Raw genomic sequence first — 23,092 nt, 5'->3', positions numbered from 1 at the left:
GTGTGGAGCTCGGTGTTGGTGCTCGCGCTTTTGATGGCGCTAAACCCGGTGCGTCTTGGTCTCATCCTTCTCGTGATCTCCCGGCCGCGGCCGGTGCAAAATTTGCTCGCATTCTGGGTGGGCTGCCTGATCGAAGGCTTTCCCGCCATGTTGGTTCCGCTGATGGTCTTGCACCGGACACCGATGTTCAAATCCTTCGTGGATCATTTCGCCACAAGTTCCACCGCTCGGCATATTCAAGTCGGCTTGGGCATGGTCGCACTGTCGGTCGCCGCGCTGGTGACAATACGTCCACTGATTCGCCGGCGTCAGCGGGCACAAATTCCGACGTCAAGCGGCAACGCCTCGACCTTGGTCTTGGACTCCAATACCCCCAACGCTTTCTCGCGGCTACTAAGCCGCGCCCACAATGCCCCTAGGGAGGGCTCAGGGGTTCGGCGCCTACTCGATCGCGCCCACAACGCCTGGGAAAACGGATCTCTGTGGGTCGCGTTCGTGATCGGCCTCCTGTCGGGGCCGGCACCCGATGAGGCCCTGTACGTACTCGCCATCATCGTGGCCTCTGGACCCGCAATGGCCACGCAGGTAAGCGCCTCCATCGCGTTCGTTGTCGCAATGCTTGTGATCGTCGAACTGACACTCGCCAGCTATCTGGTCATACCAGCCAGAACCCAGGCGATAGTGCAACGGCTACACGATTGGACGCTGGCGCACCGTCGAATAATTTTGGTAGGGCTCTGCATTATTGGTGGGGTCTCGCTAATTGCCAGCGGCTTGGGCAACGGTTGACCCCTCTATCCCGCGCGCCCTCAAGCGTCCAGCACGAGCTTGAGCCGGTCGGCGTAGGTGCGCAGCGGTCCGGGCGTCATCATCTCGGTGTGGTCGCAGTCGACGGGATATTCGGTGATGTCGCCGGCGATGTACGGTCGCCAATCTTCCAGCGGTGTAGAATCGTGCCCGTTTTCCTGTCGTGCCGCGGTGAAGATGACGGTATCGCCGTCAAACACATCGGGCTCGTGATCCACCAGATAGAACTGGTTGGCGTGAGCGCTTCGGACCATGTGCTCGAAGAGCTTTCTGGGCGGAAGAACCAGCTCCACTACCGCGTGTTGTTGGCGAATCAGCTCCTCCGCCTGTCGGTACGTGAGAGGCCGCGACTGCTCGGCGATATCCACGCCGCTTAATTGCAAGAAGCGCTCCAGGATGTGAGTTTCGACCTGGGTCTCGTCTGACGCTTGGCTGTCCGCTGCGTCGTTAGCGCCGTTCACGGGGTCCAACAATATGAGACGCCGGACTTCGGATCCGCGCCTGCGAAGTTCGATCGCCAGCTCGTGCGCGACGACGCCTCCGAAAGACCAGCCCAGAAGGTTATACGGTCCGTCCGGATAAACGGATTGAAGCCGATCCGCATAGTTTTTTGCCATCTGGCGAATCGACTCGGGTTTAGCCTCGCCATTGTGCGGGATCTGGTTGATTCCGATAATCGGGCCGTCCAAATAATCGCCGAGACCACGATAGGGATAGCTGATCCCGCTGCCTTCGTGAACGCAGCACAATGGAATTCCCGTGCCCTCTTTGAGGACCTCGACCGGTACCACTTCCAACGCGCTGTCCTGCCTGCCCACCTGTTGGCTGAGGCTTCGCACAGACGGAGCGTGGAATAGGGTACGCACCGCAACATCGGTATCCAGGGCCGCGTTGACCGCGGCGATCACCCGCATCGCCGACAGCGAGTCCCCGCCCAGATCGAAGAACGAGTCTTCGACACCGACCCGCTCTAGGCCCAGCACCTGGGCGTAGATGCCCGCCACGACTTCCTCGGTGGGGTTGGCCGGCGCGCGATACTCGCCGCCGCTGAACTTCGGTGCCGGCAGCGCCCGAGTGTCGAGTTTGCCGTTGGGTGTGCGCGGCAGTTCTTCCAGCACCACCACCGCGGCCGGCACCATGTAGGCCGGCAGCCGCTCGGCCAGCGTGGCGCGCAGCTCGTCCGGGTCGGCGGTGCCGGTCACATAACCGACCAGACGCTTGTCGCCGGGCCGGTCTTCACGGGCAATGACCACTGCCTGCTGCACGCCATCGCAGTCGGCCAGCGCAGCCTGTACGTCGCCGAGCTCGATGCGATACCCGCGGATCTTGACCTGCTCGTCGGCCCGGCCCAGGAACTGCAGCTGCCCGTCAGCGCCCCAACACACCAGATCGCCGGTGCGATACATCCGCGCCCCGAGCGCCCCGAACGGACAGGCGACAAATCGCGACGCGGTCAACGCAGCCCGGCGCCAGTACCCGCAGCCCACCCCCGCTCCGGCCACATACAACTCGCCAATCACGCCGGGAGGTACCGGTCGCAACCACCCGTCGAGCACGAACAACGCCGCCCCCTCCAGCGGCTTACCGATCGGCACAGCGGACCCCGGCGTCAGAGGTGCGCTGATCGCCACCCACACCGTCGCCTCGGTGGGGCCGTAGGCGTTGACCATCACCCGCGCGGGCGCCCACCGCTCCACCACCTCTGCGGGGCACGCCTCACCACCGACCAGCAGCGCCGTCGAATCCAGCCCCTGCGGGTCGAGCATTCCCGCCGCGGACGGGGTTTGACTCAACACGGTGACATGTTCACCAATCAGCAAGGCGTGCAACTCATCCGGCGACGCGGCCACCGACTCGGGCACCACCACCAACCGGGCCCCATGCAGCAAGGCGCCGAAGATTTCCCACACCGAGAAGTCGAAGCCAAACGAATGGCACTGCGTCCATACCTGCCCCGGCCCTGCCCAGCCCGGGTCCACTGATTCCATCAGCCGGGCCACGTTGCGGTGGGCGACCGCCACCCCCTTGGGCATCCCGGTGGTGCCCGAGGTGTAGATCAGGTATGCGATGTCATCGGGGGCCGGCGCCGGCGGCGCGGTGCCGGGTTGGGCGCCGAGTGTGGCGTCGTCGATGCCGATCACCGGCGCACTGAATTCGGCCAACCGCCCGGCAAGCCCCGCGGTGGTGACTACCGCGATCGGGGCGGCGTCGACGAGCATGAATCCGATGCGGGCGCTCGGCAGCACAGGATCGATCGGCAGGTACGCCGCGCCGCTCTTGAGCACCCCCAAAATCGCCACTAGGGCCTCGACCGACCGGGAAAACAGCAACCCCACACAGCGTCCCGGCCCGGCGCCCTGGCCGATCAGCAAGTGCGCCAACCGGTTCGACGCCTCGTCAAGCTCTCGATACGTCATCGAGCGGCCCTGGCACCTGATCGCCACCGCGTCGCCGCAACGCACCACTTGCTCGGCGAATAGCGCAGGTATCGACATCGACCGCGGGACCGGCGCAGTCAACGTCGAGCGATTACCGAGCTCGTCGAGCCGGTCCCGTTCGACCTCGTCCAGCACGTCAATCGATGACAGGGTCTGGGTCGGGTCGGCGGTGACGGCCACCAACACCCGCTGCAACCGCTCGACGAGTGTTTCGATGCTGGCCGCGTCGAACACATCGGTGCGGAACTCCACCGCACCGCCGATCCCGTCGGGCTCGCCGGTCTGGCTCCAGCGCTCCCCGACAAAAAAGGCCAGGTCCATCCGGGCGGTGTGGGTGTCCGCGAACAGCGGGGTGACCTCGAGATCAGCCAAACCCGCGGGGCCGCCGGCTTGCCCGCCGAAGTTCTGCCAGGCCAACACCACCTGCACCAGCGGAGAGTGGGTCAGCGACCGGGTCGGGTTGAGCCGCTCGACCAGCACCTCGAAGGGCACATCCTGGTGCTCGTAGGCGGCCAGGCTGCGTGAGCGCACCTGGGAAAGAAGTTCGGCGACGCTGGGGTCCCTACCTGTGTCGACCCGCAACACCAAGGTGTTGACGAAGCAACCGACCAACTCGTCGAGTGCGGGATCACGCCGCCCGGCGATTGGGAATCCCACGGCCACATCGGAACTGGCGCAGATCTTGGACAGCAGTAGAGCCAGGGCGGCCTGGATCACCATGAAACTGGTCGCGTCGTGGTCGCGGGCTATCTGCGCAATCCGCCGCTGCAGTTCGGCCGGCCACTCCACAGCCACCCGCGCGCCGCGGTGATCGGCCACCGGCGGATAAGACCGATCGGTCGGCAGCGCCAACCGATCAGGCATCCCGGCCAGCGCGTCCTGCCAATAGGCCGACTGAGCCGCGATGGGGCTCTGGTCATCGTCGAGATCGCCCAACTGCGCGCGCTGCCACAACGTGAAATCGGCGTACTGCACCGGCAGCGGCGCCCACCCGGGGGCCTGCCCCGCGCATCGGCTGGCGTAGGCCACCGCCAAATCACGCATCAGCGGGGCGATCGACCAGCCGTCGGCGGCGATGTGGTGCACCACCGCCACCAACACATGTTCGTCGTCAGCGACTCGGAAAAGCCTTGCCCGCAAAGGGGTCTCGACTGCTAACTCGAAACTGTGCCGGGCCACAACGTCGACGGCCTCCCCCAGCCGGGCTGCGGGCCAACCGATGGAATCTACGACGTCCCAACCGAAGTCGGCCTGCTCGGCAGGGATCACCACTTGGCGAGGTATCCCCTCCACCGCCGGGAACAAGGTTCGCAGGCTTTCGTGGCGGGCCACCACATCGGCCAGCGCCTGGCCCAGCGCGCTGGCATCGAGGCGCCCGCGCAGCCGCCACGCGGTCGCCATGTTGTACATCGGCGACGGGCCCTGCAACTGGTCGATGAACCACAACCGCTGCTGGGCAAACGACAACGGCACCACCGATGGCCGCTGCGCCGGCACCAACGGTTCACGCCGAACCGCACCGCCACCGACCCGCGACGCCAACTGCGCCACCGTCGGCGCCTCGAACACCGTGCGCACCGAAAGGCCCGCATCCAAACCGGTGTTGACCGCGGCAACCAACCGCATCGCCAGTAACGAATCGCCGCCCAAATCGAAGAACGAGTCGTCTACTCCCACTCGCTTGACACCCAGCACCTGGGCATAAGCGCCGGCCAACAACTCCTCGATCGCGTTGGTCGGCGCGCGGTACCGATCGGCATCGGAGTATTCCGGAGCCGGCAGGGCGCGCTTGTCGAGTTTGCCGTTCACCGTCAACGGCAACTCGGCCAGCACCACGACCGCGGTCGGCACCATGTAGGCCGGCAACCGCTCGGCCAGCGCGGCACGTATCTGGGCCGGGTCGGCGGTGCCGGTCACATACCCCACCAGCCGCTTGTCGCCGGGACTGTCCTCGCGGGCCACCACCGCCGCTTGGTCCACCCCGTCCAGACTCGCCAGTGCGGCCTGCACCTCGCCGAGTTCGATGCGATACCCGCGGATTTTGACCTGCTGGTCGGCGCGTCCCAGATAGTCCAACTCGCCGTCGGCGCGCCAGCGCACCAAGTCACCGGTGCGATACATCCGTGTCCCCGCTGCTCCGAACGGGCAGGCCACGAACCGCGTCGCGGTCAGCCCCGAGCGGCGCCAGTACCCGTACCCCGCACCGGAGCCCGCCACAAACAGCTCCCCGACCACACCGGGCGGGACCGGCCGGAGCCAGCCATCGAGGGCGAAAAAGGCGAGATGGGCCAACGGGACCCCGATCGGGCTGGCGTTGCCATCGACGTCGCCGCGGACGATCTCGCGGAAGGAGGCATGCACCGTCGTCTCGGTGGTGCCGTACATGTTGATCAGCCGCGGTGAGCCCGGATGGTTGGTCCACCAAGTCGAAAGACGTTGTGGCTCAAGTGCTTCGCCCGCAAACACGACGGCGTCGAGCGTCAATTGCTGCGCCAGCTCGGGTGAGAGCGCATCAGCGGTCTGCAACGCGTAAAACGCCGACGGCGTCTGGCTCAGTACGTTGACCCGTTCGGCAGCCAGTAGCGCGTGGAAATCCGCGGGCGAACGCACCACCGAGTCGGGCGCAACCACCAGCCGCCCGCCACGCAACAACGCACCCCAGATCTCCCACACCGACACGTCGAACGCATAGGAATGCCACTGCGACCACACCGCTTCCGCGGGTACACGTCCTTCCACCGACGCCAGCAACTCGGTCACATTGCGGTGAGTGATCGCCACGCCCTTGGGTACTCCCGTGGTGCCCGAGGTGTAAATCAGGTAAGCGACGTCATCGGGGGCGGGTGCCGGCAGTGCCGTGCTGGGTTGGCCTTCGATAGCAGGGTCGTCGATATCGATGACGACCAAATCGAATTCGGCCAGCCGTCCGGCCAGCTCCGCGGTGGTGACCGCCGCAATCGGGGCCGCATCGCCAAGCAGAAAGGCTATTCGCGCCGGCGGATGCTCGGGGTCGATCGGCAGATAAGCCGCCCCCGTCTTGAGCACCGCCAGGATCGCCACGATTGCCTCGACCGATCGCGGAAACGACAGCGCCACACACTGTCCGGGGCGCGCACCACGCTCGGCCAGCAAGTGGGCCAACCGGTTCGACGCCTCGTCGAGCTCCCGGTAAGACAAGGAGCGACCACCGCAACTGACCGCAACCGCTTGCGGGGCGCGCGCCGCCTGCGCGCCGAACATCACCGGAATCGACTCCGACGCGGACGGCGGCACCGCCAACACCGCCCGGTTGCTCCATCGCTCCAGACGGGCACGCTCGCCCGCGTCGAGCAGATCGACCGATGAGATCGCTTGTGACGGTTCGGCGGTGATCGCCGCCAACAGCCGTCGTAACCTCTCGATCAGCGTTTCGATGGTGTCCGCGTCGAACACATCGGTGCGAAATTCCACCGCCCCGCCGATCCCGGCGGGATCCCCGGAATCGCACCAGCGTTCCCCGAGGACGAATGTCAGATCCATCCGGGCGACGTGAGTGTCCGCCGACAACGGGCTGACTTCCACATCCCCCCAAGCCGATCCGGTGGCGGGGCCATTCGCTTGCCCGGCGAAGTTCTGCCAGGCCAGCATCACCTGGACCAGGGGGTGGTGGGTCAGGCTTCGGGTTGGGTTGAGCCGCTCCACCAACACCTCGAAGGGCACATCCTGGTGTTCGTAGGCAGCCAGGCTGCGGGCGCGCACCTGCTCCAATAACTCGGCCACGCTGGGATCGCCGGTCAGGTCGACCCGCAACACCAAGGTGTTGACGAAGCAGCCCACCAACTCGTGGACGGCGGGGTCACGGCGCCCGGCGATCGGAAACCCAACGGCCACATCGGCACTGGCACTGAGCTTGGCCAACAGCAGCGCCAGCGCCGCCTGCACCACCATAAACGTGGTCGCGTTGTGTTCACGGGCTACCCGGGCAATGTCCTGGTGCAACTCGTCCGGCCAGTCGACGGCTACCCGGGCGCCCTGGTGATCGGCGACCGGCGGATACGGCCGATCGGTGGGTAGCTCGAGCCGCTCGGGCATTCCGGCCAAGGCTGCTTGCCAGTAAGCCAGCTGGGCGGCGATGCGGCTGTCAGGGTCGTCGAAATCCCCCAGCTGGGTGCGTTGCCAGAGTGTGAAATCGGCATACTGCACCGGCAGCGGCGCCCAGTCGGGAGCCTGACCGCCACACCGGGCGGCATACGCCGTCCCCAGGTCACCCATCAGCGGGGTGATCGACCAGCCGTCGGCGGCGATATGGTGCACCACCGCCACGAACACGTGGTCGTCGTCGGCGACGCGGAAAAGCCTTGCCCGCAGCGGGATCTCGGTCGACAAGTCAAAGGGGTGACGCACCACCGCGTCGACGGCCTCAGCCAGCCGGTCTTGTGTCCACCCGGCGGCATCCACCACCTGCCACGCCAACTCAGCCTGCTCGGCCGGTATCACCACCTGCCGGGGGACGCCCTCGACTGCCGGGAACACGGTGCGCAGGCTTTCGTGGCGGCCGACCACATCGGCCAACGCGCGTCCCAACGCGTCGGCATCCAGCCCGCCGCACAGCCGCAATGCGGCCGCCATGTTGTACATCGGCGAGGGCCCCTGCAACTGGTCGATGAACCACAACCGTTGCTGCGCATACGACAACGGGACGACGGCCGGCCGCGGCATCGGTGTCAGCGGCTCCAGCCGCTCGCTGCCTCCGCTGACGCGGGGAGCCAACTCGGCGATCGTGGGTGTCTCGAACACCGCACGCACATCAAGGCCCGCATCGAGGCTGGCGTTGACCGCGGCGGTAAGACGCATCGCCAACAACGAATCGCCGCCCAGTTGGAAGAAGGAGTCGTCGACCCCGACCTGCTCGAGACCAAGGACCTGCGCGTAGATGCCGGCCAGGATCTCCTCGACCGCATTACCGGGTGCGCGGTACCGGTTGACATCGCTGTATTCGGGTGCAGGCAAGGCGCGCTTGTCGAGTTTGCCGTTCACCGTCAACGGCAGCTCCGCCAGCACCACTACCGCGGACGGGACCATATAGGCCGGCAGCCGCTCGGCCAGCTTCGCGCGTATGTGAGCGGGTTCCGCTGTGCCGGTGACATAACCGACCAGCCGTTTGTCGCCAGGGCGGTCCTCGCGGGCGATCACCGCCGCCTGCTCCACCCCATCGAAACTTGCCAGTGCTGCCTGGATTTCGCCGAGTTCGATGCGATACCCGCGGATCTTGACCTGTTCGTCGGCGCGGCCAAGGTAATCCAGCTCGCCGTCGTCGCGCCAGCGCACCAAGTCCCCGGTGCGATACATCCGCGCGCCAGGTCTGCCGAACGGGCACGCCACAAACCGCGACGCACTCAAAGCCGCCCGGCCCATATAGCCGCACGACACCCCGGCGCCGGCCACATACAATTCGCCGACCGCGCCTGGCGACACCGGCCGCAGCCAGGCATCGAGGACGAAGAAGGCCAGATGGGCCAACGGCACCCCGATCGGGCTGGCATTGCTGTTCGTGTCGTCGTGGACGATCTCCCGAAACGAGGCGTGCACCGTCGTCTCGGTGGTGCCGTACATGTTGATCAGCCGCGGTGAACCGGGATGGCTGCCCATCCACCCCCGAAGACGTTGTGGCTCAAGGGCTTCGCCGGCGAATACCACGGCCTCGAGCTCCAGCTGCTCTGCCAGTTCGCGCTGCAGTGCATCCGCAGCTTGCAATGCGTAAAACGCCGACGGGGTCTGGCTCAAGACGTTGACCCGTTCGGCAGCCAGCAAGGCGTGGAAGTCCGCCGGCGAACGCACCACCGAATCGGGCACCACCACCAGCCGCCCGCCACGCAACAACGCACCCCAGATCTCCCACACCGACACGTCGAACGCATAGGAGTGCCATTGCGACCACACCGCCGGCACGGGCAGATCGTCGTCCACCGACGCCAGCAGTTCGGTGACGTTGCGGTGGGTTACGGCCACTCCCTTGGGGACACCGGTGGTACCCGAGGTGTAGATCAGGTAAGCGATGTCATCGGCAGCCGGATCCGGTGGCGCCGTGCTGGGCTGAGTGTCGACAGCCGGGTCGTCGATGTTGACGACCGCCACCTCATGCCCGTCGAGACGCCCCGCCAGGTCCGCCGTCGTGAGCGCGGCGATCGGTGCCGCATCGCCGAGTAGAAACGCGATCCGCGCCCGCGGGTGTTCAGGGTCGATCGGCAGATAGGCCGCCCCGGTTTTCAGCACCGCGAGGATCGCCACGATCGCTTCGATTGACCTCGAAAACAGCAGCGCCACACAGCAACCCGGGCGCGCACCACGGGCAGCCAGCAGGTGCGCCAACCGGTTGGCCGCCTCGTCGAGCTCGCGGTACGTCATCGAGCGACCCTGGCAGCTGATTGCCACCGCCTCCGGGGCACGCGCCACCTGCTCGGCGAATGCTGTGGGAATCGACGCCGAAGAACCCGCAGGCGCCATCAGTGCCGCCCGGTTACTCCATTCATCCAGAGAGGCGTGCTCGTCCTCGTCCAGGAAGTCGAGCGACAGCAGTCGCCGAGTGGTGTCGGCTGTCATGACTTCTGCCCCGCATCAGCTGCCATTGCCGCCAGCACCCGCTTGAACCGCTCGACGAGCGCTTTGATTCTGGCCGCGCCGAACACCTCGGTGTCGTATTCGACACGCAGGGTTATTTCGTTGCCCGGAGCCGCTTGGACTGCCAGCGGGTAGTGGTTGTATTCGCGGTTGGTGTACTCGGTGATGGCCAGTCCGTCGACGCTGGACAGCGCCGCGGTGTCGATCGGATAGTTCTCGAACACGAACAGGGTGTCGAACAACTGGTCGTGGCCGGTGACGCGGTGGATGTCGCGCAGCGAAAGATGCTGGTGCTCAAGCGTGTTGGTGTGGGCACTCTGCAGTTCGTCGAGCAGGCCGGCGATCGTGGTTTCCGCAGTGATGCGCGCCCGCACCGGCACGGTGTTGATCAACAGCCCCACCATCGATTCGGCGCCGGGCACATCGGTGGGCCGCCCCGAGACCGCGGTGCCGAAGGCGACATCGTGCTGTCCGGTCAACCACATCAGGATCTGCGCCCAGGCGGCCTGCAGCACGGTGTTGACGGTGGTGTGGCAGGAGCGTGCCAATTCGCTGACCGCCCTGCTGGTCTCCTCCGGCACCGAAAACGATGCGAAGTCTCGCCGGCCCAGCCCCAACCGCTCCGGCGGGCCCACCAAGGTGGGTGCCTCGAACCCGGCGAGCACCTCACGCCAAGCAGCGTGCGCCGCATCATGATTGCGATCGGCCAGCCAGGTAACGAAGCGGCGGTACGGGACGGCCGCGGGCAGTCGCTGCCCGTAGTAGCTGGCGAAAATCTCACGCAGCAGAATCGGCTTCGACCAACCGTCCATCACGATGTGGTGGTTGGTCAGCACGAAGCGGTGCTGATCTGGTGCGGTGCGGATCAGCGCCGCCCGAAACGCCGGCTGGTCCCCGAGGTCGCAGACCGCGGCGCGTTCGCCGGCACACACCTGTTCGACCTGCTGCGCGACGTCGTCGCCGTCAAGCTCGATATAGCGCCACGGCACCGCCGGATCGGCGGGGATGACCTGCACGGGTTCGTCGAACCGTTCGCAGAATCGGGCGACCAGGTTCGGGTGGCGCGCAACGACGGTGTGCACCGCTTCACGCAACCGTCCGGGGTCCAGCGGGCCGGCCACCGCGATATCCAACTGCACGGCATACACATCGTCGTCGTTGCCCTTAGCGGTGGTGGTGTGGAAGAGCAGCCCCTGCTGCAGCGGAGTCAACGGCAACACATCCGCGACACGGTATTGCTGCTGGAGTTCGTCGATGTGCTGCTGGCTCAAACGTGCCGGCGCGATATCCGACGGCGTCAACCCACCGCCACCACGTCGCACATGCGCGCAGATACCGGTCAGGGCGTCAAACCACAACCGGCTCAACCGATCAACGCCGGCGTGATCCAGTGCCGACTGGGCCCACATCCAGTTGGCCTGCAGCTGCGGTCCGGCGTCGGTGTCCATGGTGCCGGCGTTGAGTTCGACGGTGTGCGCCAACGCCATCGGTATCGCGCCGACCGCGTCGATCGCCGACCAGCCATCCGCGCAGACCCGCCACAGCTCACCGGTGGTCTCGGCCGCCGGACCGCCGAGGCGCCCCAGATAGTTGAACCCGATCGGCGGGTCCGACTCGGCGAGCTCGACGTCGGGGTTCAAATACCGCAGCACCCCATAGCTCAGAGGGTCGGGGACAGCGCGGAGCTGTTCCTTGGCGTCTTTGATCAGCTCCCCCAATCCGGTCTCGCCAGCCACCACCTGCGCCCAGTCCAGCCCGCGGAGTGCCAGCGACACAGGGTATTTGGTGGTGAACCATCCCACGGTGCGCGACAAATCCACGTCGGCGGCCAGCTCCTCATGGCGGCCGTGGCCCTCGACGTCGATGCCGATGGGCGCACCCGGGTTACCGACGAACTCCGCGAACGCCAAGCCGAAGGCGATCACCAAAATCTCCTGGATCCCGGCATGGAACGCCACCGGCACCTCGCCGAGCAGCATCCGGGTGGTCTCGACATCCAGCTCGACCGACAAATGCCCGGCGTTTTCATAGGTGTCCACCACGGGCTGCACCGCCGGCAACACCGCCGGAGTTGCCTCGAGTTGCCGCCACAGGCCGGCCTGCTCCACCACCTCCGGCCGTCGCCCGTACTCGTCAAGCAGCGATGCCCACCGCACGAACGACGTCCCGGTCACCGGCAACACCACCGGCTGCCCGCTGTGATGCTGAGCCCACGCAATGTTGAGGTCCTCCAACAAGATTCGCCACGACACCCCGTCGACGGCCAAATGGTGAACGATCAACACCAACTGGCTGTCCTCAGCTGCCCACAGGGCGCTGAGCATCGCGCCGCTCGCCGGGTTCAACCGCGACCGCGCCGCTACCACTGCCTCGTCGGAGAGCACGTCCACTGTGTGCAGGCACGCACGCGCATCCACCGACCCGGCTTCGGGGACGGTCAACAACCAGCTCCCGGTACCGTCGTCGTCGACACGCGCCCGCAACATCGCATGCCTGTCCAGCAATGCCTGCAACACCGCCGCCACATCGGCCTCGGTCACCCCGGCCGGGGCCTGCAACAGCATCGTCTGGTTGAACTGCTCCACCAGCCCGTCCCGGCTGCGCAGCCAGCACATAATCGGCGTCGCGGCCACTTGCCCGACGCCCTCATCGACCGGGTCGGCCTCGCCGTCGGCGAACGTGACCACCCTGGCCAGTCGGGCCACCGTCTGCTCGACAAAGACGTCCCGTGGCCGGCACACCAGCCCGGCTGCACGAGCTCGGGCCACCACCTGCATCGACAAAATGCTGTCGCCGCCCAGATCGAAGAACGAGTCGTCGACGCCGACCCGTTCCACCCCGAGCACCTGGGCATAGATGCCGGCCAGCAGCTCCTCGATGGCGTTGCAGGGTGCGCGATACCGGTCACCGTCGGTGTATTCCGGCGGCGGCAGCGCCCGGGTGTCAAGCTTGCCGTTGGGTGTCAGCGGCAGCTTGGCCATCACCACCACCGCGGCCGGCACCATGTAGGCGGGCAGCCGCTCGGTGAGCCTGGCGCGCGCCGCCGCCGGATCGGCGGTCCCGGTCACATAGCCCACCAACCGCTTGTCGCCGGGGCGGTCCTCGCGGGCGATCACCACCGCCTGCTCGATACCGTCCAAACTTGCCAGCGCAGCCTGGATTTCGCCGAGTTCGATGCGGTACCCGCGGATCTTGACCTGCTCGTCGGCGCGGCCTACATAGTCCAATTGGCCGTCGGCACGCCAGCGCACCAAGTCCCCGGTGCGATACATCCGCGCACCCGGCCGCCCGAACGGGCACGCCACAAACCGCGCCGACGTCAACGGTCCCCGGCCCACATAGCCACACGCCACTCCAGCGCCGGCCACATACAACTCGCCGACCACGCCGGCCGGCACCGGACGTAACCAGCCGTCCATCACGAAGAAGGCAAGGTGGGCCAACGGCACTCCGATGGGGCTGACGTTGTCGTTGACGTCGCCGTGCACGATGTCGCGGAACGAGGCGTGCACCGTCGTCTCGGTGATGCCGTACATGTTGATCAGGCGCGGCAACCCGGGATGGTTGCCCAACCACGTCCGAAGGCGTTGCGGCTCAAGCGCTTCCCCACCGAACACCACCGTCTGGAGCTTGAGCTGACGTCCCACCTCGGGTGAGAGCGCGTCGGCGGTTTGCAGTGCATAAAACGCCGACGGGGTCTGGCTCAACACGTTGACTTGCTCGGCAACCAGCAAGGCGTGCAAGTCTTCCGGCGAGCGCACCACCGAATCGGGCACGACCACCAGCCGCCCACCGTGCAGCAGCGCCCCGAAGATTTCCCACACCGAGAAGTCGAACGCCAACGAGTGGCTCTGCGTCCACACCTGGCCCAGCGCCATCTCGGCGTCCAGCGACTCCAACAGCTGGGTCACGTTGCGGTGGGCCACCGCCACACCTTTGGGCACTCCGGTGGTGCCCGAGGTGTAGATCAGGTAAGCGATGTCATCAGGTGCCGGCGGCGGCAGCGGCGTACTGGGTTGAGCACCGAGGGCAGGGTCGTCGACGTCGACGACCACAAGGTCGTGCCCGTCCAGCCGCGACCGCAGGCGCTTTGTAGTGACCGCTGCAACCGGGGCGGCGTCGTCGAGCATGAACTGCATTCGCGCGCCGGGCATCACCGGGTCGATCGGCAGATACGCCGCACCGGTCTTCAACACCGCCATGATCGACACGATCGCCTCGACCGAACGCGAAAACAGCAGTGCCACACGGGACCCGGAGCCCACTCCGTGGCCGGCCAACAGATGCGCCAACCGGTTGGACGCCTCATCCAGTTCCCGATACGTCACCGAGCGACCTTCGCAACTGATCGCGACCGCCTCCCCGGCACGCGCCACCTGGGCGGCGAACAACGCGGGAATGGACGCCGAGGAATGCGCGGGGGCACTCAACACCGCGCGGTTACCCCACTCGGCGAGGCGGGCGTGCTCACTCTCGTCGAGCACGTCGATCGACAACAACCGCCGGGTGGTGTCGGCGGTCATCGCCACCAACACTCGCTGCAACCGCTCGACGAGCGCCTCAATTGTGCTGGCGTCGAACACGTCTGTGTCGAATTCGACGCGCAGACCCAACTCGTTGCCCGGCTGCGCCACCACCGTCAGCGGGTAGTGGTTGAACTCGCGGGTGGTGAACTCGGTGATCGCCAACCCCTCGACGCTGCTCAACGCCGCGGTGTCGATCGGATAGTTCTCGTAGACCAATAGCGTGTCGAACAACTGATCGTGGCCCGTGATGCGATGGATGTCGCGCAGCGCCAGGTGCTCGTGCTCCAGGGTGTCGTTGTGGGCGCGCTGCAAATCGTTCAGCAGGTCGGCGACGGTGGTTTCCGCGGTTACGCGCGCCCGCACCGGCACCGTGTTGATCAACAACCCCACCATTGACTCCGCGCCGGGAACATCGGCGGGCCGCCCCGAAACCACAGCGCCGAAGGCGACGTCGTGCTGACCGGTCAACCACATCAGCATCTGCGCCCACGCGGCCTGGAGCACGGTGTTGACCGTGGTGCGTCGCGAGCGCGCCAAGTCGGTCAGCTCGCGGGTGGTCTGCTCCGAAAGTCGAAGCGGCTGAACACTTCTCGGACCGAGTCCCAATCGGTCCGGTGGGCTGACCAAGGTGGGGGTGTCGAAACCGGCCAGCACTTCACGCCAGGCGGCGTGGGCGGCGTCGCGGTCCCGGTCTGCCAGCCATGTGACAAAGCGCCGATACGGCACGGCCGCAGGAAGTCGCTGGCCGTAGTAGCCGGCGAAGATTTCGCGCAGCAGAATCGGCAACGACCAGCCGTCCATCACAATGTGGTGATTAGTCAACACGAACCGGTGCCGATCCGGCGCGGTGCGGATCAACGCAGCGCGGAACGGCGGTTGGTCGGTCAACTCGCAGACCGCGGCGCGTTCGGCAGCGCAGACCTGATCGGCGGCGTCGCCGCTGTCAAGCTCGACGTACTGCCACGGTACCGTCGCCTCGGCGGGAATGACCTGCACGGGTTCGTCGAACTCTTCGCAGAACCGGGCGACCAGGTTCGGGTGACGGCTCACCACAGTGTGCAGCGCTTCGCGCAGCCGGTGCGGATCCAGCGGGCCGGCCACCGTGATGTCCAGCTGCACCGCATACACGTCGTCGGCGCTGTCCTGTGCAGTGCTGGTGAGAAAGAGCAGTCCCTGCTGCAGCGGGGTCAGCGGCAATACATCGGCGATCCGGTATTGCTGTTGGAGTTCGTCGATCTGCTGCCGGCTCAGGCGGGCGGGCGCCACGTCGGACGGGGTCAACCCGCCGCCGCCGCGGCGCACATGCTCGCAGATCCCGGCGAGGGCCTCGAACCACAACCGGCTCAGCCGGCTGATTTGTGCTTCGTCGAGAGCCGACGGCGCCCACGTCCAGTTGGCGTGCAGCTGCGGGCCGGCCTCGGTGTCCATGGTGCCGGCGTTGAGTTCCACGGTGTGCGCCAATGCCATCGGGATCGCCGCACTGGCAGCGGTAGCCGACGACCCGTCCTGGCAGGGTCGCCACAGCCCGTCGGTGGTCCCGGCCGCCGGTCCGCCCAGGCGCCCCAGATAGTTGAACCCGATCGGCGGGTCGGCGGCGTCCAGATCGACGTCGGGGTTGAGATAGCGCAGTAGCCCGTAGCTCAACGGCTCCGGCAGAGCGCGAAGTTGCTCTTTGGCGTCCTTGATCAACGCCCCCAACTCGGCATCACCGGATCGCACCTGCGCCCAGTCAATCCCGCTGAAAGCCAGCGACACCGGGTATTTGGCGGTGAACCACCCCACGGTGCGCGACAAGTCGACATCGGGAGCAAGTTCCTCGTGGCGGCCGTGGCCCTCGACGTCGATGCCGATCGGCGAGCCGTTGCTGCCCACGAACTCCGCGAACGCCAACCCGAACGCAATCAGCAAGATGTCTTGCACCCCGGCGTGGAATGCCGCTGGCACCTCGCCGAGCAGCGTGCGGGTGGTCTCGACATCCAGCTCCACCGGCAAATTCCCGGCGGTGGCGTAGGTGTCCACTGTGGGCTGCACTGCCGGCAGGGCTGCCGGGGTCTCCGATACCTGCCGCCAAACCTGGGCCGCAGCAAGGACTTTCGGGTCGTGCGCGTGGTCGGCCAGCAGCGACGACCATCGCGCGAACGACGTCCCGGTCCGCGGCAATTCCACCGGCTGCCCACTGTGATGCTGAGCCCACGCGATGTTGAAGTCCTCCAACAAGATTCGCCACGACACCCCGTCGACGGCCAAATGGTGAACGATCAGCACCAACTGGCCGGTGGCGGCAACCCAGAGCGCGCGCACCATCACGCCGGCGGCGGGGTTCAACTGCGACCGCGCCTGTGCCACCGCTTCGTCGGACAACGCGTCGACCGTGTGCACGCACGTGCGGGCGTCCACCGAGCCGGCCTCTGGCACCGTCAGCGACCAACCGCCGTCGCCGTCAATTCGCGCCCGCAGCATGGCATGCCGGTCCAGCAGTGCCTGCAACACCACCACTACGTCGGTGTCTGTCGCCCCCGCCGGAGCCTGCAAAAGCATCGTCTGGTTGAACTGCTCCACCGAGCCCGCCATGCTGCGCAGCCAATGCACGATCGGCGTCGGCGCTGCCTCGCCAATACCCTCGTCGGCCGGTCCGCCGGCACCGTCGGCCGTCCCGACGACGCGGGCCAGCCGGGCCACCGTTTGCTCGACGAAGACGTCACGCGGCCGACACGTCAGACCGGCCGTCCGCGCCCGCGACACCACCTGCATGGACAAGATGCTGTCGCCGCCCAGATCGAAGAACGAATCGTCGATCCCGACTTGCTCGAGGCCGAGGACTTCGGCGTAGATGCCGGCCAGGACCTCCTCGATTGCGTTGGCGGGGGCGCGATAGCGGTCGACATCGGTGTATTCGGGTGCCGGCAGGGCGCGCGTGTCGAGTTTGCCGTTGGGCGTTAACGGCAACGCGTCGAGCGCCACGACCGCTACCGGCACCATGTATGCCGGTAGCCGCTCGACGATCGCGCTGCGCACCCGGCTCGGTTCTGCTGTGCCGGTGATGTAGCCGACCAGACGCTTGTCGCCGGGGCGGTCCTCGCGGGCGATCACCACCGCCTGCTGCACGCCGTCGCAGCCGGCCAGGGCGGCTTGGACTTCGCCGAGTTCGATGCGATAGCCGCGGATCTTGACCTGCTCGTCGGCGCGGCCCAGATAGTCCAGTTGCCCGTCGGCACGCCAGCGCACCAGGTCCCCGGTGCGATACATCCGAGCACCCGGTCCCCCGAATGGGCATGCCACAAACCGCGCTGACGTCAACGGCCCGCGGCCCACATATCCGCACCCGACTCCGGCGCCGGCGACGTAGAGTTCGCCGACCACGCCGGTCGGCACCGGGCGGAGCCAACCGTCGAGCACGAACAGCGCGGCTCCGGGCACTGGCGAACCGATCGGCACCCCGGCCCCGGGGGTCAGCGGGGCACTGATCGCCACGCACATCGTGGTCTCGGTCGGGCCATAGGCGTTGAGCATCAGCCGGCCCGGCGCCCAGCGGTCCACCACCTCGGCCGGGCAGGCCTCACCGGCCATCACCAATGCCGTTGACTCCAAACCCTTGTCGGGGAGCATCGAGACCGCGGTCGGAGTCTGGGTCAGCACACTGACGTGTTCGGCAACCAGCACGTCGTGCAAGTCCTCCGGGGAGGCGGTCACCGACTCCGGCACCACCACGACCCGCCCGCCGCGCAGCAGCGCACCGAAGATCTCCCACACCGACACGTCGAACGCCAGCGAGTGGCACTGCGGCCAAACCCCTGTCGCAGGCAGGCCGGCGTCCAGCGAGCCCATCAGCTGAGTGACGTTGCGATGGGTGATGGCAACACCTTTCGGGACGCCGGTGGTGCCCGAGGTGTAGATCAAATAAGCGATGTCGTCGGGAACCGGCCCCGGCAGACCCGTGGCCGGGTAGCCGGCGATGCGTGGGTCGTGGACATCGACGACGGCTACGTCATGCCCGTCGAGCCGGTCGGCCAGCCCGCTGGTGGTGATCACGGCCATCGGTGCCGCGTCGTCGAGCATGAAACCGATCCGGACCGCGGGCAGCGCCGGGTCGATCGGCAGGTACGCCGCCCCGGTTTTCAGGACTGCCAGGATCGCCACGATCGCTTCGGCCGACCGCGACAACACCAGCGCCACGCACTGTCCCGGACCAGCGCCCTGCGCAGCCAGCAAGTGCGCCAACCGATTTGACGCCTCGTCGAGCTCGCGGTAAGTCCGCGAGTTCTCGCCGTATGTCAGCGCCACCGCCTCGGGAGCGCGAGAGACCTGCTCGGCGAACAACGCCGGGACCGACACCGACGCGCCCGGCGGCTGCATCAGCACTGCCCGGTTGCCGATCTCATCCAGGCGGGCGTACTCGTCAGCGTCGAGCAGGTCCACCGTCGAGAGCCGCCGGGTGGGTTCGGCGGTCATGGCGACCAAGACCCGCTGCAGCCGGTCGATCATTGCCTCGATGCCGGCCGCGTCGAATACGTCGGTGCGGAACTCCACGTCGCCGCCGATCCCCGCGGGTTCACCGGCGTCGCTCCAGCGTTCACCAAGCGAGAACGCGAGGTCCATGCGGGCGGTTCGGGTGTCGAGCGGCAACTGCCTGACGTGCAGGTCACCCAGGGCCAACTCGGCAGGATCGTTGTTCTGCCAGTTTTGCCATGCCAACATCACCTGGACCAGCGGGTGATGCGTCAGGTTTCGGGTGGGGTTGAGCCGCTCCACCAGCACCTCGAACGGTACGTCCTGGTGTTCGTAGGCGGCCAGGCTGCGCTGTCGTACCTGAGCAATGAGTTCGTCGACACTGGGATCGCCGGCCAGGTCTACTCGCAACACCAACGTGTTGACAAAGAAACCCACCAAGTCGTCGAGCACCGGGTCTCGGCGCCCGGCGATCGGGAAGCCCACTGCGACATCGGAACTGGCGCTGAGCTTGGACAGCAGCACCGCCAGGGCGGCCTGGACCACCATGAAGCTGGTGGCGTTGTGTTCACGGGCCACCTGCGCGATCCGCTGCTGCAACTCGGCCGGCCAGTCCACGGCCACGCGGGCGCCGCGCTGGTCGGCAATCGCCGGATACGGCCGGTCAGTGGGCAACTGCAGCCGCTCGGGCATCCCGGCAAGCGCATGTTCCCAGTAGTCCAGTTGAGCGGCAATGGGACTGTCGGTGTCGTCGAGGTCTCCCAACTGGGCGCGTTGCCACAGCGTGTAGTCGGCGTACTGCACGGGCAGCGGGCGCCAGTCGGGGACGCGCCCGGCGGAACGGCTCGCGTAGGCCACGCCAAGATCACGCACCAGCGGGGTGATCGACCAGCCGTCGGCGGCAATGTGATGGCCCACTGCGACCAACACGTGCTCGTCGTCGGTAACGCTGAAAAGCGTTGCGCGGAATGGTATTTCGCCTGACAGGTCGAAATTGTGACGAACCGCCATGTCGATCGCGTCACCCAACTGGCTTTCCGGCCAGCCGGCGGCATCCACGACCTGCCAAGCAAAATCGGCGCGCTCGACGGGAACAACCACCTGCTGGGGGACGCCGTCGGGCGCGACGAACACGGTGCGCAGGCTTTCATGGCGGCCCACCACGTCTGCCAAGGCTTGGCCCAGCGCGTCGACGTCGAGCTCGCCGTACAGCCGCAACGCCACCGCCATGTTGTAGACCGGCGAGGGTCCTTGCAACTGGTCGATGAACCACAACCGGTTTTGCGCAAACGACAAGGGCACCACCGCCGGCCGCTGTTGCGCTGTCAGCGGTTCCAGCCGAACAGCATCCTCACCGATCCGCGGCGCCAACTGGGCCACCGTCGGCGCCTCGAACACGGTGCGCACCGAAAGTCCGGCATCGAGGCCAGCGTTGACCGCCGCCACCAGGCGCATCGCCGACAGCGAGTCGCCGCCCAGGTCGAAGAAGGAGTCGTCGATGCCAACCCGCTGCAGTCCCAGCACCTGGGCATAGATGCCGGCCAGGATCTCCTCGGTGAGGGTGGCCGGGGCACGGTACCGACCGACATCGCCGTATTCCGGTGCGGGCAGCGCCCGTTTGTCGAGTTTGCCGTTGACGGTCAACGGCAACGCATCCATCACCACCACCGCCGCCGGCACCATGTACTCCGGTAGCCGCTCGGCAAGCCTTGTGCGCGCCGCGGCCGGGTCGACGATTCCGGTCACATAGCCCACCAGTTGCTTGTCGCCGGGACGGTCCTCGCGGGCGACCACCGCTGCCTGCTCGACGCCGTCCAAACTCGCCAGTGCCGCCTGGATTTCGCCGAGTTCGATGCGATACCCGCGGACCTTGACCTGCTCGTCGGTGCGGCCCAGATAGTCGAGCTGTCCGTCGGGACGCCAGCGCACCAGGTCCCCGGTGCGATACATCCGCGACCCCAGTCCGCCGAACGGGCACGCCACGAACCGCGACGCCGTCAACGGGCCGCGGCGCCAATACCCGCAGCCCACCGCGTCACCGCCGACATACAATTCGCCGACCACCCCGGCCGGCACCGGACGCAGCCACGCGTCGAGCACAAGCAACGCCGCGCCCGGCACCGGCGAGCCGATCGGCACGCCCGATCCCGGTGCCAATGGCGGACTGATCGCCGCCCACATCGTCGTCTCGGTCGGGCCGTAGGCATTGATCATCACTCGCCCGTCGGACGCCCAGCGGTCTACCAGCTCGGGCGGGCAGGCCTCACCGCCCACCATCAAGACCACCGACTCCAATCCCTGCGGTGACAGCATCCCCACTGCGGACGGGGTTTGGTTCAACACGTCGACGTGTTCGGCAATCAGCAACGCGTGCAAGTCATCCGGTGAACCGGCCACCGACTCGGGCACCACCACCAGGCGCCCGCCGTGCAGCAGTGCACCGAAGATCTCCCAGCCCGAGATGTCGAAGCTATACGAGTGCCACTGCGACCACACTTGCCCTGGCTCCGCCAGACTCCAGCCCAGCGGTTCCAACAGCTGGGTGACGTTGTGGTGGGTGATGGCAACACCTTTGGGGACGCCGGTGGTGCCCGAGGTGTAGATCAGGTAGGCGATATCGTCGGCGGTCGGCCATGGCAAACTCGTGGCCGGGTAGGTAGCGATGCGCGGATCGTGGATGTCGATGATGGCGACGTCATGCCCGTCGAGCCGGCCGGCGAGATCAGCGGTCGTGACCGCGGCAGTCGGCGCGGCATCGTCGAGCATGAACCCGATCCGCGCCGCCGGCAGTGCGCGGTCGATCGGCAGATAAGCCGCCCCGGTTTTCAGCACCGCCAGAATTGTCATGATCGCCTCGGCCGACCGGGGCAACAGCAGGGCCACGCAGTGTCCCGGGCCTGCGCCCCGGGCAACCAGCAAGTGCGTCAATCGGTTTGTCGCCTCGTCGAGCTCGCGGTAAGTCCACGAGTTTTCGCCGCATGTCAGCGCCACCTCTTCCGGTGTGCGTGCCACCTGCTCGGCGAACAACATCGGAATCGACATCGGCGCGCTCACCGGCTGGGTCAGCACAATCCGGTTGCCGATCTCGTCCAAATGGGCATGTTCGGCGGGATCGAGCAGATCTACCGTGGAGAGTGCTTGCGACGGGTCCGCGGTGATGGCGACCAAGACGTGCTCCAACCGCTCGATCAGCGCCTCGATGCTGGCCGCGTCGAACACGTCGGTGCGAAATTCCACTTCCCCACCGATCCCGGCCGGCTCTCCGGCCTCGCTCCACCGGTCGGCCAGGAAAAACGCCAGATCCATTCGCGCGGTGCGGGTGTCGACCGGCAGCTGAGTAACCTGGAGCTCGCCCAACGCCTCCTGGCCGACGGGGTTCCGGTCCTGCCAGTTCTGCCAGGCCAACAGCACCTGAACCAGCGGGGAGTGGTTCAGTGACCGGCTGGGGTTGAGCCGCTCCACCAGCACCTCGAAGGGCACGTCCTGATGCTCGAACGCCTCCAGACTGCGCTGTCGCACCTGGGCCAGCACCTCGGCCAGAGTGGGATCGCCGCTCAATTCGACCCGCAACACCAAGGTGTTGACGAACAGGCCGACCAACTCATCCAGGGCCCGGTCACGCCGTCCCGCGACCGGGAAGCCAACGGCCACATCGGAACTGGCGCTGAGCTTGGACAGCAGCACCGCCAGGGCGGCCTGGATCACCATGAAGCTGGTGGCGTTGTGCTCACGCGCCACCCGGGCCAGCTGTTGCTGCAACTCGACAGGCCACTCCACGGCCACGCGGGCGCCGCGGTAATCGGCAACCGGCGGGTAGGGCCGATCGGTGGGCAACTGGAGCCGTCCGGGCATCCCGGCCAGCGCCCGTTCCCAGTAAGCCAACTGGGAGGCGATGGGGCTGTTGTCATCGTCGAGGTCGCCGAACTGTGCGCGTTGCCACAGCGTGTAGTCGGCGTATTGCACCGCCAACGGGTTCCAGTCGGGAGCGTGTCCGGCGGACCGGCTGGCATACGCGACGCCCAAGTCACGCACCAGCGGGGTGGTCGACCAGCCGTCGGCGGCGATATGGTGCACCACCGTCACCAACACGTGCTCATCGTCGGTGACACGGAAAAGTGTTGCACGCAATGGGATTTCGACTGCCAGATTGAAGCTGTAACGCGCCGCGGCCTCGACGGCCTCGCCCAGCCGGGTTGCGGGCAAACCGGTGGCGTCCACCACCTGCCAGCCGAAATCGGCTCGCTCGACGGGGATTACCAGCTGCTGCGGTATGCCGCC

2 protein-coding genes and 1 pseudogene (1 of these 3 only partly in view) are annotated in these 23,092 nt (G+C 66.9%); 1 reads left to right on the top strand and 2 read right to left on the bottom strand.

The window, feature by feature from the left end:
* Positions 1–789, top strand: coding sequence for a GAP family protein (locus tag MFM001_RS20155; protein ID WP_116377027.1), 789 nt, complete (start codon positions 1–3; stop codon positions 787–789).
* On the opposite strand, the pseudogene MFM001_RS20150 reads toward MFM001_RS20155, so the two are convergent.
* Both MFM001_RS20150 and MFM001_RS20145 read right to left on the bottom strand, forming a co-directional pair.
* Positions 743–9,824: pseudogene (locus tag MFM001_RS20150) on the bottom strand (amino acid adenylation domain-containing protein); the annotation flags it as partial. The gene MFM001_RS20155 and the pseudogene MFM001_RS20150 overlap by 47 nt on opposite strands.
* Positions 9,821–23,092 carry the 3' portion of a non-ribosomal peptide synthase/polyketide synthase gene (locus MFM001_RS20145; protein ID WP_116377025.1) on the bottom strand. It continues 12,753 nt past the right edge of the window, so the window shows 13,272 of its 26,025 coding nt (coding positions 12,754–26,025); its start codon lies beyond the right edge, outside the window; its stop codon occupies positions 9,821–9,823. The pseudogene MFM001_RS20150 and the gene MFM001_RS20145, both read right to left, overlap by 4 nt.

This window comes from Mycobacterium sp. MFM001 (assembly GCF_003402475.1).
Classification (GTDB): Bacteria; Actinomycetota; Actinomycetes; order Mycobacteriales; family Mycobacteriaceae; genus Mycobacterium.
This window is presented reverse-complemented; position numbering and strand designations above follow the sequence as displayed.